Annotated in this window: 17 protein-coding genes; 6 read left to right on the top strand and 11 right to left on the bottom strand. The window is 67.5% G+C overall.

Annotated features, from left to right (window positions below):
* Window positions 1-66: 66 nt before the first annotated feature.
* Window positions 67-840 carry an enoyl-CoA hydratase/isomerase family protein gene (locus ACFQE9_RS12065; RefSeq protein ID WP_379744850.1) on the top strand — a complete coding sequence of 258 codons (774 nt, stop codon included), beginning with the start codon at window positions 67-69 and terminating at the stop codon, window positions 838-840.
* A gap of 126 nt (window positions 841-966) precedes the next feature.
* Entirely contained in the window at window positions 967-1,371 is a 405-nt protein-coding gene (locus ACFQE9_RS12060) for a CBS domain-containing protein (RefSeq protein ID WP_379744847.1), read from the top strand.
* Between the two features lie 57 nt (window positions 1,372-1,428).
* On the opposite strand, the gene ACFQE9_RS12055 is transcribed toward ACFQE9_RS12060, so the two are convergent.
* The 3 genes from ACFQE9_RS12055 to ACFQE9_RS12045 all read right to left on the bottom strand — a co-directional run bounded on the left by ACFQE9_RS12055 (window position 1,429) and on the right by ACFQE9_RS12045 (window position 6,701).
* Complete coding sequence (locus tag ACFQE9_RS12055) at window positions 1,429-2,736, bottom strand: MFS transporter (RefSeq protein ID WP_379744844.1); 1,308 nt, start codon at window positions 2,734-2,736, stop codon at window positions 1,429-1,431.
* A 192-nt stretch (window positions 2,737-2,928) separates the two neighbouring features.
* Window positions 2,929-4,596: a hydantoinase B/oxoprolinase family protein gene (locus ACFQE9_RS12050; protein ID WP_379744841.1), complete on the bottom strand. Its 1,668-nt coding sequence runs from the start codon at window positions 4,594-4,596 to the stop codon at window positions 2,929-2,931.
* Window positions 4,593-6,701 (bottom strand): hydantoinase/oxoprolinase family protein, encoded by a 2,109-nt coding sequence (locus ACFQE9_RS12045; RefSeq protein WP_379744838.1) that lies wholly within the window; start codon window positions 6,699-6,701, stop codon window positions 4,593-4,595. The genes ACFQE9_RS12050 and ACFQE9_RS12045 overlap by 4 nt, the downstream gene beginning before the upstream one ends.
* A 102-nt stretch (window positions 6,702-6,803) precedes the next feature.
* Here ACFQE9_RS12045 and ACFQE9_RS12040 point away from each other — a divergent pair, with 102 nt between their 5' ends.
* The gene (locus tag ACFQE9_RS12040; protein ID WP_379744835.1) at window positions 6,804-7,130 is read left to right on the top strand and encodes a transcription factor S; all 327 of its coding nucleotides are present in this window, start codon (window positions 6,804-6,806) and stop codon (window positions 7,128-7,130) included.
* Between the two features lie 61 nt (window positions 7,131-7,191).
* Here ACFQE9_RS12040 and ACFQE9_RS12035 read toward each other — a convergent pair whose 3' ends face one another.
* On the bottom strand, window positions 7,192-7,935 hold the full coding sequence (locus tag ACFQE9_RS12035) for a 50S ribosomal protein L11 methyltransferase (protein WP_379744832.1): 744 nt from the start codon (window positions 7,933-7,935) through the stop codon (window positions 7,192-7,194).
* Window positions 7,932-8,324 (bottom strand): nascent polypeptide-associated complex protein, encoded by a 393-nt coding sequence (locus tag ACFQE9_RS12030; protein WP_379744829.1) that lies wholly within the window; start codon window positions 8,322-8,324, stop codon window positions 7,932-7,934. The genes ACFQE9_RS12035 and ACFQE9_RS12030 overlap by 4 nt, the downstream gene beginning before the upstream one ends.
* A 143-nt stretch (window positions 8,325-8,467) precedes the next feature.
* Here ACFQE9_RS12030 and ACFQE9_RS12025 point away from each other — a divergent pair, with 143 nt between their 5' ends.
* Entirely contained in the window at window positions 8,468-10,150 is a 1,683-nt protein-coding gene (locus tag ACFQE9_RS12025) for an acyl-CoA mutase large subunit family protein (protein WP_379744826.1), read from the top strand.
* 79 nt (window positions 10,151-10,229) lie between these two features.
* Here ACFQE9_RS12025 and ACFQE9_RS12020 read toward each other — a convergent pair whose 3' ends face one another.
* A complete protein-coding gene (locus tag ACFQE9_RS12020; RefSeq protein WP_379744823.1) occupies window positions 10,230-10,691 on the bottom strand; it encodes a DUF5796 family protein in 462 nt (153 codons plus the stop codon).
* 128 nt (window positions 10,692-10,819) lie between these two features.
* Between ACFQE9_RS12020 and ACFQE9_RS12015 the strand changes: the two genes are divergently transcribed.
* Together ACFQE9_RS12015 and ACFQE9_RS12010 are read left to right on the top strand one after the other, a co-directional pair.
* Window positions 10,820-11,731 (top strand): shikimate kinase, encoded by a 912-nt coding sequence (locus ACFQE9_RS12015; protein WP_379744820.1) that lies wholly within the window; start codon window positions 10,820-10,822, stop codon window positions 11,729-11,731.
* Between the two features lie 15 nt (window positions 11,732-11,746).
* Window positions 11,747-12,043 carry a chorismate mutase gene (locus tag ACFQE9_RS12010; RefSeq protein WP_379744817.1) on the top strand — a complete coding sequence of 99 codons (297 nt, stop codon included), beginning with the start codon at window positions 11,747-11,749 and terminating at the stop codon, window positions 12,041-12,043.
* Window positions 12,044-12,088: 45 nt separating this feature from the next.
* Here ACFQE9_RS12010 and ACFQE9_RS12005 read toward each other — a convergent pair whose 3' ends face one another.
* The 5 genes from ACFQE9_RS12005 to ACFQE9_RS11985 form a co-directional block, all read right to left on the bottom strand.
* Window positions 12,089-12,487 carry a PIN domain-containing protein gene (locus ACFQE9_RS12005; protein ID WP_379744813.1) on the bottom strand — a complete coding sequence of 133 codons (399 nt, stop codon included), beginning with the start codon at window positions 12,485-12,487 and terminating at the stop codon, window positions 12,089-12,091.
* Window positions 12,484-12,729: an AbrB/MazE/SpoVT family DNA-binding domain-containing protein gene (locus tag ACFQE9_RS12000; RefSeq protein WP_379744810.1), complete on the bottom strand. Its 246-nt coding sequence runs from the start codon at window positions 12,727-12,729 to the stop codon at window positions 12,484-12,486. The genes ACFQE9_RS12005 and ACFQE9_RS12000 overlap by 4 nt, the downstream gene beginning before the upstream one ends.
* A 185-nt stretch (window positions 12,730-12,914) precedes the next feature.
* Window positions 12,915-13,268 carry a type II toxin-antitoxin system PemK/MazF family toxin gene (locus tag ACFQE9_RS11995; RefSeq protein WP_379744807.1) on the bottom strand — a complete coding sequence of 118 codons (354 nt, stop codon included), beginning with the start codon at window positions 13,266-13,268 and terminating at the stop codon, window positions 12,915-12,917.
* Window positions 13,265-13,501 (bottom strand): hypothetical protein, encoded by a 237-nt coding sequence (locus ACFQE9_RS11990; protein ID WP_379744804.1) that lies wholly within the window; start codon window positions 13,499-13,501, stop codon window positions 13,265-13,267. The genes ACFQE9_RS11995 and ACFQE9_RS11990 overlap by 4 nt, the downstream gene beginning before the upstream one ends.
* A gap of 105 nt (window positions 13,502-13,606) precedes the next feature.
* Window positions 13,607-14,593 (bottom strand): calcium/sodium antiporter, encoded by a 987-nt coding sequence (locus tag ACFQE9_RS11985; RefSeq protein WP_379744801.1) that lies wholly within the window; start codon window positions 14,591-14,593, stop codon window positions 13,607-13,609.
* Window positions 14,594-14,863 lie beyond the last annotated feature (270 nt).

The following is a 14,863-nucleotide window of genomic DNA, read 5'->3' as shown; positions in this document are numbered from 1 at the left end:
GAGGAACGGGTACAACGGCCGCGCGGCTGGGGAACGGTTTTGACCGAGCCGCGAGAGACGGTATCCATGGCGGACGAGACAATCAGGCTGGAGCGGGAGGACGGCGTGGCAACGCTCACCATCGATCGCCCGGACGCGCTCAACGCGCTCGACGTCGAGACGCTGGAGGCGATGGAGACCACGCTCGACGAGGCGGCGGACTCCGAGGCGCGCGTCCTCGTGGTGACCGGCGCCGGGGACACGGCGTTCGTGGCCGGCGCGGACATCTCATACATGCGCGATCTGACGACGCCGGAGGCGCAGGCGTACGCCGAGTTGGGCCATCGCGTGACGAACGCGATCGCGTCGTTTCCCGGCCCGACGATCGCCGCGATCAACGGACACGCCCTCGGGGGCGGCTGCGAGCTCGCGCTGGCGTGCGACCTTCGGGTCGCCTCCGAGCGAGCGACCCTCGGTCAGACGGAGATCGACCTCGGGATCATCCCCGGCTGGGGCGGCACGCAGCGGCTCTCGCGGATCGTCGGCGACGAGACCGCCCGCAGACTCGTGTTCTTCGGCGACCGACTCGACGCGACGGACGCCCACGAGATCGGGCTCGTCGGCGAGGTCGTCGCCCACGCGGAACTCGACGAACACGTCGCCGAGATCGCCGCGGAACTCGCCTCGAAGCCGCGGTTCGCGCTCGCGGCCGCAAAACGGGCGCTCGATGCGGTCCACGAACAGCCCCTCGCGTCCGGCCTGCGGTTCGAGCGTCGGACCTGGTCGGGGCTGTTCGGCACGCACGACCAGCGCGAGGGCATGAGCGCCTTCCTCGAGAAGCGCGATCCGGACTTCGAGTGAGGGCCGGGACGACGACACGCAATCGAGCCGGATCGAACGGATCGACGGGACCGACCGAACCCACCTGATCGACCGGGGCGACGCGCTCCCGACACCCTTATGCGAGCCGATGGCATGCGAACGGACATGGAAGACATCCTCGTCGGCCGCGTGATGACGAGCGACGTGATCACCGTCCACCCGGACACCTTCGTCGAGGAGGCGGCCTCGTTGCTCTTGGAACGGGGCGTCGGATCGCTCGTGGTCGTCGACGACGACGGGCGTCTCGAGGGAATTCTCACCTCGACCGACTTCGTCGCCATCGTCGCCGCGAGCAAGCCGAAGGCACAGACGACCGTCGAGCGGTACATGAGCACGGACGTGACGACGGCGAGCGCCCAGGACCCGATCATCGAGGTCGCGGATCGCATGGTCGACCTCGGCGTTCACCACCTGCCCGTCGTCGACGACGACGGCGGGGTCATCGGGATCGTCTCGACCACCGACCTGGCGGAGTACCTCTCCGGTCTGGAGACGAAGCGGACGGTCTGAGGCGGACCGCACGGTGCGTTCGATTCCCGTTCCGGGTCGCCACCCCGACGACCGCGCTCACGTCGCGTGGCCGAGCGTCTCCTCGACCTGCGTGATCACCATGACCAGCGCGACGACCCCGAGGAACGCGCCGACCGCGAAGGGAACGACGAAGCCGTAGCTCACGAGGATCCCGGAGGTGAGCGGGCCGAGAGCGATGCCGAATCCGAACCCCATGGTGAGGATCGAGAGGGTGGATCCGGACTCACCCTCGCGAGCCACGTCTCCGGCGAGCGCGAGGGAGGGAGCGAACACGAGCGCGACCGCGACCCCCTGAATCAGCCGTACGACGAGCATCGCCTCCGGAGTGAGGACGATCCCCTGAAACAGCGTCGAGGGGACGAGCAGGACGAACCCGGCGAGCAGGAACGGCCGGCGGCCGAACCGGTCGCAGGCCCGCCCAACCGGGACCTGGAGGATCACGTTCGTGATCGTGACCGCCGCGAACTGGGTGCCGAACCAGACCGGCGCCTGGTCGAGCCGGACGTTGACCTGGTTCTGCAGGGTGGCGAAGAGGGCGATGCACACGCCCATCGCGACGGTCGCGAGCCCGAGCACGAAGACCGGATCGAGGAGCCGGTCCTCGCCGCGGATCCGGATCGACACGTCGGTCCCGGCGGCTCGCGCCGATTCCTCGGTGTCGGAGACGAGGAGGTACACTAACGCGAACGAGAGGTACGCACCCGCACACGCGGCGACGAAGGACGCGTCGAATCCGGAGAGGCTTCCGTCGAGGCCGACGACGCCCAGATCGTAGGGTCCCCGCTCGACGATGATCCCGGCGAGGATCGGCCCGAATCCGAAGCCGATCAGGCGAAAGGTGTTGAACACGCCGAAGTTCCCGCCGCGCTCGCTCGGGCTCGCGGCGTACTCGTTGACGAGCGCGACGACGGCGGGGATGGTCAACGCGGCGCCGAGTCCCTGGGCGGCACGCAGGACGACGAGCATCCAGTACTCGCTCGCGAGGACGTACAGGCCGCTCGCGGTTCCGAGAAGCGCGATCCCGGCGAGGACGAACGGCTTTCGACGGCCGGTCCGATCGGAGAGGCGACCGGTCCAGGGCTGTGAGAGACTGTTGAGGAAGCCGAAAAGCGACAGGACGACGCCGATGAGGAGCGGCTCCGTGACCGCGATCGACGCGCCGGCGATCCCGACGCGGGTTCCCAGCAACGCCTCGACGTCGACGAGGCCGCTCGCGATGTACAACGGGAGGACGACGATCAAAAACGAGTTGCCGATCGCGCCGACCATCCGGGCCAGCGCGAGCACGATCACGCGCCTGTCCGCGTCGGTGATCGCCGACGTCGCCGCTCCCAACGAACCCATCTACGGTCGGGTTCGGGTGTCGACCTAAAGGGCCTTCTGGACCGAACGCGGCTCGTCGAAGCGGCGAGGACGGGGCCCGTCGAAACGGCGAGGACGGACGGATCGTCGAAACAGCGCAGCGCCGCAGCGGCGCAACGGCCGACGGTTGAACGCGGATGGACCGTGGAGGTCGACCGGATCAGACCGCGGACGTTAGGAGTTCTGATCCGCCGATTCCTCGGTCTTCCCCTCGCGTCGATCCCTCGCCGTCATATCCGGGTCCCGATCCGCCGGGTCGCCGTGTCCGCCGGCACCGGGCGTCCGGATCGTCACCGTCGTGCCGGCGTCGGCCTCCACGGTCGTCTTCGAGGCGACCGGATCGCCGTCGATCAGGTTCTCGCCGACGGCGCCGTCCGCGCCGCCCGCGACCCCTCGCGGAGCGCGACGGCGACGCTCCGAGAGAACGGAGACGGTGGCGTCGGCCTCGAGTCTGAGCACACGCTCGAGCCCGAGCCCCCCGCGGAACTCGCCGTCGCCGCCGCTTCCGGGCCGGAGCGCGTACCGCTCGACCGACATCGGATACTCGTTCTCGATCGACTCCACCGGCGTGTTGAGCGTGTTCGTCATGCCGACGTGAACGCCGTCCATTCCGTCGCGGTCCGGACGGGCGCCGAACCCGCCGCCGATCGTCTCGTAGTAGGCGAACGAGCCGTCGCGCGCGCCGACGGTGAGGTTGTTCATCGTCCCCTGGCCCTGGGCCGGAACGCGGTCCGGTGCGGCCCTCGCGAGCGCCGCGAACACGACGTCCGTGACCCGCTGGCTCGTCTCGACGTTGCCGCCGACGACCGCCGCCGGGGGCTCGGGATCGAGAAGCGATCCATCCGGAATCCGGACCGAGACCGGGTCGTAACAGCCCTGATTCGGCGGGACGTCCGGATCGGTGACACACCGGACGACGAAGTAGACCGCGCTGTGAGCGACCGCGCTCGGCGCGTTGAGGTTCCCCTCGAGTTGTCCGGCCGTCCCCGCGAAGTCGACCTCGATCGACCGGCCGTCGATCGTGACCGCGACCCGGATCGGGACGTCCTCGTCCGTGACGCCGTCGCCCTCGAGGACGTCCGTCGCCTCGTAGGTCTCGTCCGGCAGCTCGGCGATCGCCGCCTCGATCCGGTCGCGCGAGTAGTCGATCACGGCGTCGAATCCGGCCGAGACGACCTCGCGGCCGTACTCCTCGATGAGGTCGCCGAGGCGGCGCTCGCCGCGCTCGTTCGCGGCGAGTTGGGCTCGGAGATCCGCGCGCCGCTCGCGGGCGTTTCGGACGTTGGCCAACACGAGCGACCGCACCTCCTCTCGGATCTCCCCGTCCGCGACGAGCCGTATCGGCGGGATCCGAAGCCCCTCCTGGTGGACGTCCCGCGCGCCGGCGGGCATGCTTCCGGGCGTCATCCCGCCCACGTCCGCGTGGTGGGCCCGCGAGACCGCGTATCCGACGATCTCCTCTCCGGCCCCGGGCGCGAGCGCAGACACCAGCGTCACGTCCGGCAGGTGGGTCCCTCCCGTGAACGGGTCGTTGAGCACGAAGACGTCGCCAGGGGCCGGATCGCGCTCGCGGACCGCCGCGACGGCCGCCGGCATCGCGCCGAGGTGGACGGGGATGTGTTCGGCCTGGGCGACCATCCGTCCCGCGGCGTCGAAGAGCGCCGTCGAGCAGTCGCGCCGCTCCTTGATGTTCGGCGAGTAGGCACCGCGGATCAGGGTCCGGCCCATCTCCTCCGTGATCCCCTCGAGGCGGTTTCGGAACACCTCGAGGGTCACCGGGTCGATCCGTTCCGACGCCGATCGTTCCGATTCCGTTCGCCCCGGCTCCGATCGATCCGTCATCGTTCGTCCACCCCCTCGTGAGTCGCCACGAGAGCGCCGTCGGCGAGGATCTCGCCTCCCCACCCGGGCGGCAGGACCGTCGTGCTCTCGCCGCGTTCGAGGATCGACGGCCCCGAGATCGACGCGCCGGGCGCGAGTCGGCTTCGGTCGTAGACGTCGGTCTCGCATCGCCCGGCGTCCGGGAACCGAACCGCCCGGGTTCCGATCCGTGGATCACCTCCGCCCTCGTGCCGGAGCCCGGGCGTCTCGCCCGGAACGGTGGCCGTCGCTCGGAGGGTGACGATCTCGATCGTCTCCGGGAGGGCGTAGCCGTGAGCGCGCTCGTGGGCCTCGTGGAACCGCTCCGTGATCGCGGCCGGATCGACCGGCTCATCGACCGGGACGGTGAGTTCGAAGCTCTGTCCGACGTAGCGGCAGTCGGCGGCGCGCTCGGTCCGGGCTCCCGCCGAGGCGTCCGCGAGGACCACCTCCTCGAGTTCCCCGTAGACGGCCTCCAGGGATCCGGGATCCGCCCCGTCCAGTTTCGTCCCGACGGTCCGGGCCGCGTCGTAGGTCTCGTCGGCCGCGAGCAGGCCGAACGCGGAAAGCACTCCACCCGAGCGCGGAACGACGACGCGATCGACGCCGAGATCATCCGCGAGCGCCGTCGCGTGCATCGGTCCCGCCCCGCCGAAGGCGACGAGCGAGAACGTCCGCGGGTCGTGTCCTCGCTCGACGGTCACCGTCCGGATCGCCCGCGTCATCGTCGCGTTCGCGACGCGATGGACGCCGCGAGCCGCCTCCATCGGACCCTCGAGGCCGGCCGACTCGGCGAGGTCGGCCATGACCTCGCGGGCGGCGTCGGCGTCGAGATCCACCTCGCCGCCGAGCGAGGCGTTCGGGCCGATGTATCCGAGCACGACGTTCGCGTCGGTGACGGTCGGCTCCGCTCCGCCGCGACCGTAGCAGGCGGGACCGGGAGTGGCGCCCGCGGAGCGCGGGCCGACGCGAAGGGCGCCGCCGGCGTCGACCCACGCGATCGACCCGCCGCCGGCGCCCACGGTGTGGACGTCGACCATCGGCGTCCGGATCGGGTGGCCGTCGATCGCGGAGTCCGTCGTCCGCTCGACCTCGCCGTCGCGAACGAGGCTCACGTCGCTCGAGGTCCCTCCCATGTCGAAGGTGATCAGTCCCGAACGCGGATCCACGTCGTCCGTGGGGACGGAATCATCCTCGTCATCGCCGCTACCGTCCGATCCCGAATCGACGGTCGCCGCCGCGCCGACGACGCCCGCGGCGGGGCCCGAGAGCGTGGTCGCAACCGCCCGGTTCCGAACCGTCTCGGGGGCGGCCGTTCCACCGTTGGCCCGCATGATCCGCGGAGTCGGCAGGCCGATCTCACGCGCGCGTTCCACGAGCCGACCGACGTAGTCGTCGATCGCGGGGCGAACGTAGGCGTCGACGACCGTCGTCGCGGTCCGTTCGTACTCGCGGAACTCCGCGAGGACCTCGTGGGACGTCGAGACCGGAACGTCGAGTTCCTCCCGCAGCGTTCGCGCGAGGACGCGCTCGTTCTCCGGGTCCGCGTAGGCGTGCAACAGGCAGATCGCGACCGATTCGATCCCCCGCTCGCGAAGCGTCCCGGCGAGGTCGGCCGCGTCCTCCGGATCCACCGGTCGGAGGACGCCTTCAGGCGTCGCCCGTTCGTCGATCTCGAAACGCAGATCGCGGGGGACGAGCGGCTCCGGCTTCTCCGCGTCGAGGTCGTACAGCGCCGGGCGGTCCTGTCTTCCGATCTCGAGGACGTCGCGGAACCCCTCCGTGGTCACGAGCGCGGTCCGCGCGCCGGCTCGCTCCAGGAGGGCGTTGACGGAGACGGTCATCGCGTGGGCGAACTCGTCGATCGACTCCGGCTCGATTCCGGCGCGACCGCAGGCCTCGCGGATGCCGCGGATGACGCCGACGCTTTGATCGTCCGTCGTCGGCACCTTGGCGGTGACGAGCCGGCCGTCGACCGCGAGCGCGACGTCCGTGAACGTGCCGCCGACGTCGACGCCGATCCGCCGCGAGCCGTCGGGCTCCGACCCCTCGGTGGCGTCCGATCGAGTCGCCCCCTCAGGAACCATGTCGGCTCCCGCGCGTGGTCGAGTCGATGGCTGCTTGCGTCCGGGTCACGACGCACACGACGATCCCGTCGTTTATATACCCTGGCGTGGCTTTCACCGGGCATGGAGTTCTGCGACGAGTGCGGATCGATGATGAAGGCCGGCGAGGGCGAGGACCACTGGGTCTGTTCGTCCTGCGGGTTCGAGAAGGGGCGCGACGAGGAGGCCGAGGCCACGATGGTCACGACCCAGGGCCAGGAGTCCTCGGAGATCGTCGACGTCAGCGACGCCGAGGACAAGGGGCTGCCGACGACCACCGCGCACTGTCCCGAATGCGGCAACGACACCGCCTACTGGTACATGCAGCAGATCCGGTCGGCCGACGAGTCGGAGACGCGCTTTTTCGTCTGTACCGAGTGCGAACACAAGTGGCGCGAGGACGACCACTGAGGCGATCGAGACCGCGTCGCGAGAATCCGGACGCCGGGCCCCAGGGCCAACCGACTCCGACTCAGGGCCGCCGCGCGAACGTGAGATAGCCCGTGTGACCGACGCCGGCCGTCGAGGGGCGCGAGCCGCGTTCGGAGAAGTCCATCTCCCGCTGGATCGTCTCCAGGGACTCCACTCCCTCGAGGCCCGCCTCTCGGGCGGTCTCGACGACCGAGCGCGTCCCCTCGACGAACGGGGAGTAGGCGGCGAGGAAGCCGCCGGAAACGAGCAGTTCCGGCGCACGGGAGACGACGTCCGCGGCGTCGCCGGTATCGAGCGTGAGCACGTCGAAGTCGGGCTCCGACTCGACGAGCGCGTCGACCTCCGCGGTCAGATCGCCGGTTCGAACGTCGACCACGTCGTCGACCCCGGCGATACGCATGTTCTCGCGGGCGACGTCGGCGAAGTCGGGATCACGCTCGTAGGTCGTCACCTCGGCGCCCGCACGCCCCATGGCGACGGCCAGGATTCCGGTCCCCGTTCCGGCGTCGAGGACGCGGTCGCCACGGCCGATCCCGGCGTGGCCGATCACGAGCCCGACGTCCCGGGGCATCATCGGCGCCCCAGTCCGATCGAGGTGGTCGAAGAGGTCGGCGAGCCGGAGCTCGCGGACCTCGAAGGTCTCGCCGAGGTGGGTCTCGACGACGTCGCCGCCGGAGACGTCCTCCGGGACCTCGATGACGCCGAGGTCGGTGCCGAACTCCGCGCCCGGTTCGAGCAGGTACTCCCGGCCGTCGCCGACCAGGAGGTAGGCCGGGTCGGTCACTCGAGACGGGCGATCGCGGCGGCCAGATCTCCGTCCTCGGCCTCGAGCGCCTCGATCGCGTCCTCCTCGGGGACGCCGGCCCGCTCCGCGACGATCGCCACGTCGTCTGCGGGGATCGCGGACGCGTCACCCTCGTCGTCTCCGTCGGGACCGGAAGCGGATCCGCCGCTTCCGCCGGTTCCGGCCTCGACGGACTCGGGCTCGCCGACGACCTGGTAGGTCTCCTGGCCCTGGGCGTCCATCCGGGTGACCTGGGGGCCGTCGAAGACGAGGTCCTCCTCGTCGGTCCGGATGACGACCTCCTCGACGTCGAGTTCGGTGACGTCGATCCCCATCTGTTTCATCATCTGTTTCATCTTCCGCGGGTTCATCCCGCCGCCTCCAAGCATACGCCGAGAGTCGACGCCTGATTGGAAAAGGGTGACGGACCGGATCGTTCGACCTCGAGCCCGATCGTTCGGCCTCGAGCCGGAACCGGGGGCGATCCCTCACCCTCCAAGAGTTAAGTCCCGAACGCGCCGAGGGATCGGTAATGTACGATCCGGACGAGCTGGAGGCGATCCGCGAGGCGAAAGACGAGTGGGAGGAGGAGACCTACGGACCCACCGTCGACCGCTTCGGCGAGCGCGAGGACGCCTTCGAGACGGACACCGAGGGCCAGCCGATCGACCCGCTTTACACACCCGACGACGTCGCCGACCTCGAGTACGAGGAGGATCTCGGCTTTCCCGGCGAGGAGCCGTTCACCCGCGGCGTCTACTCGACGATGCACCGCGGACGGCTCTGGACGATGCGCCAGTACGCGGGCATGGGAACCGCGAGCGAGACGAACGAGCGGTTCCACTACCTGATCGAGGAGGGGTCCTCGGGACTGTCGATGGCGTTCGACCTCCCGACGCAGATGGGATACGACTCCGACGCCGCGATGGCCGAGGGCGAGGTCGGCCGGTCCGGGGTCGCGATCGACACCCTCGACGACTTCGAGCGCGTCTTCGAGGGGATCCCCCTCGACGAGGTCTCGACGTCGATGACGATCAACGCGCCCGCGGCCGTCCTGTTGGCCATGTACGTCGCAATCGGCGACCAGCAGGGCGTCCCCCGCGAGCAGCTTCGCGGGACCATCCAAAACGACATCATGAAGGAGTACATCGCCCGGAACCTCTACATCTACCCGCCCGAGCCCTCGATGCGGCTCATCACCGACGTCTTCGAGTTCTGCGCCGCGGAGACCCCGAACTTCAACACGATCTCGATCTCGGGCTACCACATCCGCGAGGCCGGCTCGACCGCGGCCCAGGAGGTCGCCTTCACGCTCGGTAACGGGATCGAGTACGTCGAGGCCGCCGTCGACGCCGGACTCGACGTCGAGGAGTTCGCACCCCAGCTGTCCTTCTTCTTCAACGCGCACAACGACATCTTCGAGGAGGCGGCGAAGTTCCGCGCGGCCCGGCGGCTGTGGGCGAAGATCATGCAGGAGCGGTTCGACGCCGAGAGCTCGAAGGCGAAGCAGTTGAAGTTCCACACCCAGACCGGCGGATCGACGCTCACCGCCCAGCAGATCGAGAACAACGTCGTCCGGGTCGCCTACCAGGCGCTCGCGGCGGTCCTCGGCGGGACCCAGAGCCTCCACACCAACGGGAAGGACGAGGCGCTCGCGTTGCCCACCGAGCAGTCGGTCCGGACGGCGCTTCGCACCCAGCAGATCCTCGCCCACGAGTCCGGCGCCGCCGACACGATCGATCCCCTCGCCGGGTCCTACTACGTCGAGAGCCTGACCGACGGGATCGAGGAGCGCGCCGTTTCGATCATCGAGTCGGTCGACGAGCGTGGAGGGATGCTTCCGGCCGTCGAGAGCCAGTGGGTCCAACGCGAGATACAGGACGTCGCCTTCGAGCGGCAACGCGAGATCGAGGAGGGCGAGCGGATCATCGTCGGCGTCAACGAGTACGAGAGCGACGAGGACCCGGAGATCGACCTGGAGGAGGTCGACCCCGAACGCGAGAACGAACAGCGCGAGCGCCTCGAGGCGGTGAAGGACGAGCGTGACTCCGAGGCCGTCGAGGAGGCGCTTGAGGCGATCCGGGAGGCCGCGAACGCCGAGGAAAACCTCCTCCCGTACATGGTCGAGGCGGTGAAACGATACGCCACCGTTCAAGAGATCTGCGACGTGCTCCGCGAGGAGTTCGGGGAGTATCAGCCCGGCTCCGCGCTCTGAGTGGGACGGCGATCCCCTCGCCGTTTGGCCCTTCGCCGTCCGATGGCTATCTCCCGTCGGATATCCCGACGAGGGTGACCTATCCCTCGAAGCTTCCGACGCCTCCCTCGGGAGGCGAGACGATCTCGAAGCTCCGCTCGCTCCAGTCGTCCTCGACGAAGACGAACACGCGCCCGCCGGCGACCTCCGGATCGGCCTCGATCTGGGCTCGTTCGCCGGTCCGTCTCGCAGCGACGCCGGGGAACAGCTCCTCCCCCTCCCCGGGTTCGAAGATCACGCGGCCGACGCCGGTGTCCTCGAGGATCTCGTCGTGGGTCTTCAGGTCGTTCACGTAGGTCATCACGCCCTCGGTCTCCGTCGGATCGGTGACGAGGACGTGCATCTCCTTGCCGGGAGCGGCGGTGAGCGTTCCCTCCACCGCCGAGGGCGCTCCTCGATACAGCGTGGTTCGGCCGTCGAGATACTCCACGACGACGCCTTCCTCGCGGAGTTCGACGCCGATGGTGCTCGGCGGGACCTCCGAGCGCGCGTTGGCGGACATACCGTCAGTTGGGCCGGCGGCCCCAAAAGCGGCGCGCTCGGTCGGGCGGCCGGTCGTGGAGTGCCATCGGACCGAAGAGACGTACCCGGGACCGTCACACCTTTGCGGGCGCCCTCGGTTCGATCGGTATGCACGGACGGGCAGCCGCACTCGGTGCGGGGACGGTACTCAACGCGCTCGCGACGGAGACCGGCTCGGCGTTCGGCCTCGACGTCGAGACCCGGGCGACGGTGGAACTCGATCCGAATTCCGACGGCGTCGACGGCGAGATCGCCGAGGACCCGGAGGCCGAAACGGCGCTCATCGAACGCTGCGTCGAGCTCGCGACCGAGCGCTGGGGAGACGGCGAGGGCGGAACGGTCAGGACCGAAAGCGACGTGCCGCTCGCGGCGGGACTCAAGAGCTCGAGCGCGGCCGCGAACGCGACCGTGCTCGCGACGTGTGACGCGCTCGGAGCCACCGTCTCCGGGGCTCACGGGGAGACTGAGGAGGGGATGGGCGCCGACCTCGACCGTCTAGAGGCGTGCCGCCTCGGAGTGCAGGCCGCACGCGAGACGGGCGTCGCGGTCACCGGGGCCTTCGACGACGCCACGGCGTCGATGCTCGGCGGCCTCACGGTCACGGACAACGCCGCGGACGAGCTGCTCGATCGCGGATCGGTCGAGTGGGACGTGCTCGTCTGGACGCCGCCCGAGCGCTCCTACAGCGCGGACGCCGACCTCGACCGCTGCCGGAACGTGGCACCGATGGCGGACCTCGTCGCCGACCTCGCCCTGGAGGGACGGTACGCCGAGGCCATGTCGGTGAACGGGCTCGCGTTCTCGGCGGCGCTCGGGTTCTCGCCGGATCCGGCCGTCGAGGCGATGCCGCACGTCTCCGGCGTGTCGCTTTCGGGAACCGGCCCGAGCGTCGTCGCCGTCGCGGACCCCGGCGACCCGGAGGCGGATCTCGATCGCGTTCGGGAGCTGTGGTCCGAGCGTTCCGGAACCGTCCGATCCACGACGACCCGGAACGATGGTGCAAGGATTATTGCGGAGTGACGACGAGGGGGATCCATGAGCACGAACGACGCGGACCCCGAACAGATGGAACTCGACGAGCTGCGCGCCGAGATCGAGGACATCGACCGCGAGATCGTCGAGTTGATCGCCCGCCGGACCTACGTCGCCGACACCGTCGCCCGGGTCAAAGCGGAGCGGGACCTCCCCACGACCGACGAGTCACAGGAGGCCCGCGTGATGGAGCGCGCCGGCGAGAACGCGGAGCAGTTCGACGTCGACGCCAACCTCGTGAAGGCGATCTTCCGGCTTTTGATCGAGTTGAACAAGGTGGAACAGCGGGAGAGTCGGTAGGCGATAAAAAAGGCGTTTCAGGGATTCTAACGACGTATTAAACGATCAGTACGTCGATTTGTCCTCATCGGTCGGTTCGAGTGGGACCCGTTCTACCTCGATCTCTTCATAATCTTTCTCGGATGAGAGTACGTCCATCCCCCGCGTTTCCGCAGTCGCCGCGTGGAACGCATCGAACGGCGTCATCCCCCCCTCGTAGTAGTTGACGGCTTTCAGCACGACCTGTTTCTCTTCTTCGTCCCGCACGGGGACGAGTTCGAGCAGGTTCGCCACCAGCGGAACGTAGTCGAACTCGTAACGTTCCCGAGCGAGAAGGAGTTCGAGATACGAGAACGGTGACGTTTCGACATCGTATTCGGTGAGAGCGTCCTCTGCGGAACGCTGTAACCAATCGGTATCTTTGGCGAGTGCGAGCAGGAAATCCGTCTCGACGTACACCGTCATCCGTCGCCGCCGGCTTCCTCAGCTTCGTCTTTCGCCTCTGCCTCGATATCCTTCCGAATTTCCTCGACGGATGCATCGTGGAGTTCGCCTGCCGCCTCGCGGACAGCGGCGAGCGGGTCGTCTGCGACCGGAATCAGCTCGATTCTGTCCTCGTACATAACGATGTGATATTTTTGGCCGTACTTCTCGCGCACCTCTTTCGGGATGTATAGCCGCCCCTGCCCGTCCGTCTCTGTTGACATATCGGATACTACGTTACCATGAACAAAGAATTTTACCACCAAACCTCGACGAGTGGTGTTCGACGGGGCGTTTCAGCAGCTTGTATGGTGGAATTCATCCGTGTGAACTACCCCGCTCTACGACGTGTTTGGCGAGCGCGTGGAGGATTTGCTGAAATCCCGCGCGCGTCACGTTCAGGCGGTGTTCACTCGAGTCCGAGGCTCAGTTTCAGCGCGTCGTCCACTTCGTTCATCGTTTCTCCGTCGAGACGTCCCGCGACCGAGTGAATCCGCTTTTCGACGGAAACGGCCCGAATCTGGTCGAGACGGATAGCGGAGTCTTTTTCGAACGGAGAACCGTCCGCTTCGACGATCACCTCAAAGGGGTAGCCACGGGGCGTTCCAGTGGCTGGCGCGACGATGGTCGTACTGGAGTTTTGGTTTCCAACGTCGTTCTGGACGACCACCGCTGGTCGAGTCTTCCGCATCTCGTGCCCTTCGGCGGGATCGAGTCGGACGACGACCACGTCTCCACGGCGAACCGCTACTGCCTCGCTCATTCATCCAGCCCAGTCCACGCTTCGTCCGACACCCCATCCCAGTCCTCGGCCAGCGTTTCCGCACTTTCAGAGGCCTCGCGATACGCGGCTGCCAGTTCCTCGTCATCCGGCCGATCGGATTCGACATTCACGACGGCTACCGTGACGCGTTTGTTGGCGTACTCCGTCCCGAGGTAGATTCGACCCCTGTCGTCCGTCTCGTTCGTCCGCAGATCCCGCGCGTCGACTTTCATTATGTTACCCACTATTACCCACTGAAGAATAACTCTTGTTCACTATTACCCATCCCCATCGTTTCGCCCGAAACGTTATCGAGTTCAGCTACCAGTACGAGTGAACTAACCGACCAGTCCGAGTAGCCCCAGAATCCATCGAGCAATTTCGGAGGTGGTGAAGAAGGCACCTTCCACACGAGAGAGTTCTCGTTTCGTCCAAAGAGCAGCAACCATCAGTAGAGAGACACCGGCCAACCACGCTAACGTCTCAAGCGCCAGGCCACTCACGACGAGCGGACGAACGATTGCCGCAACGCCCAGGATCCCCGTGATATTGTATATGTTGCTGCCGACGATGTTTCCGACCGAGACGCCGAGGCTCCCCCGTTGGATCGCCACGAGCGAGACGGCGAACTCCGGCGTCGACGTACCCGCTGCGACGATCGTCCCGCCGATGACCCACTCGGAGATCCCGACGCCGCGGGCCAACTCCGAAGCGGCGACCACCATGTAGTCGCCGCTCACCAGCACCAGCGCTAGGCCACCCAGGAGCAGGCCGAAATCACGCCCGCGGAAGGCCACACGTTCGGTCACTGAACTGGCCACCCCTCCGTTTCCGGGTGCCTGATCGGGGGATGTCGTCGAGTCCGACTGGTTGGCGCGGAGCAGATAGGCCGTATAGGCGACGAACGTACCCGCCAAGAGTACGCCTTCGAATCTCGTGATCCGGAGATCGAAAACCGCGATTCCACCGATGAGAGTGCTTGCCAGTAGAGCGATGCCGTCACGATGAACGAGCGATTCCGCGATCGGGATCACCTTCAACAGGGAGATCACGCCCAGAATAAACGCCAGATTGTAGATGTTCGATCCGAGGACGTTCGCGACCGCGAGATCACCAAACCCCTTGAGGGTAGCGTCCAACGAAACCGCCAGCTCAGGTGTTGACGTTCCCATCGCGACGATCGTCAGTCCGATCGTCAGGTCCGAGAGTCCGAACCGTCGAGCCAACCGAACGACCGCATCGACGAGGAGTCGCGCGCCGATCCACAGCCCCAGTATGGAGAGGAGAATCACGCCGATTTGAACGATCGAGTCACCTTGAACCATCGTACGAGCATACTGGGGTGGGTCAATCAAAGTTTGGCATCCAGCCCAGTGGCCGTACGGTATGTCATGGGATCGATCGGTTAAAACACCCATAGAGAGGGAGAAACCCGTATTTTGACCCCCTGACCATCTCAGAGCGGATCGACCGATACCCATCTCGCCCGATTGCGGTGCGACCGATCTCCGACGGGAGGACTCCCCACGGGAACGGGTGCGTGCGCCCGTCGTTTTATAATCGATCGTGAAAAAGAGGTCGTCGACATGGTAACG

Source organism: Halopenitus salinus (assembly GCF_042662125.1).
In the GTDB taxonomy this organism is placed as follows: domain Archaea; phylum Halobacteriota; class Halobacteria; order Halobacteriales; family Haloferacaceae; genus Halopenitus; species Halopenitus salinus.
This window is presented reverse-complemented; position numbering and strand designations above follow the sequence as displayed.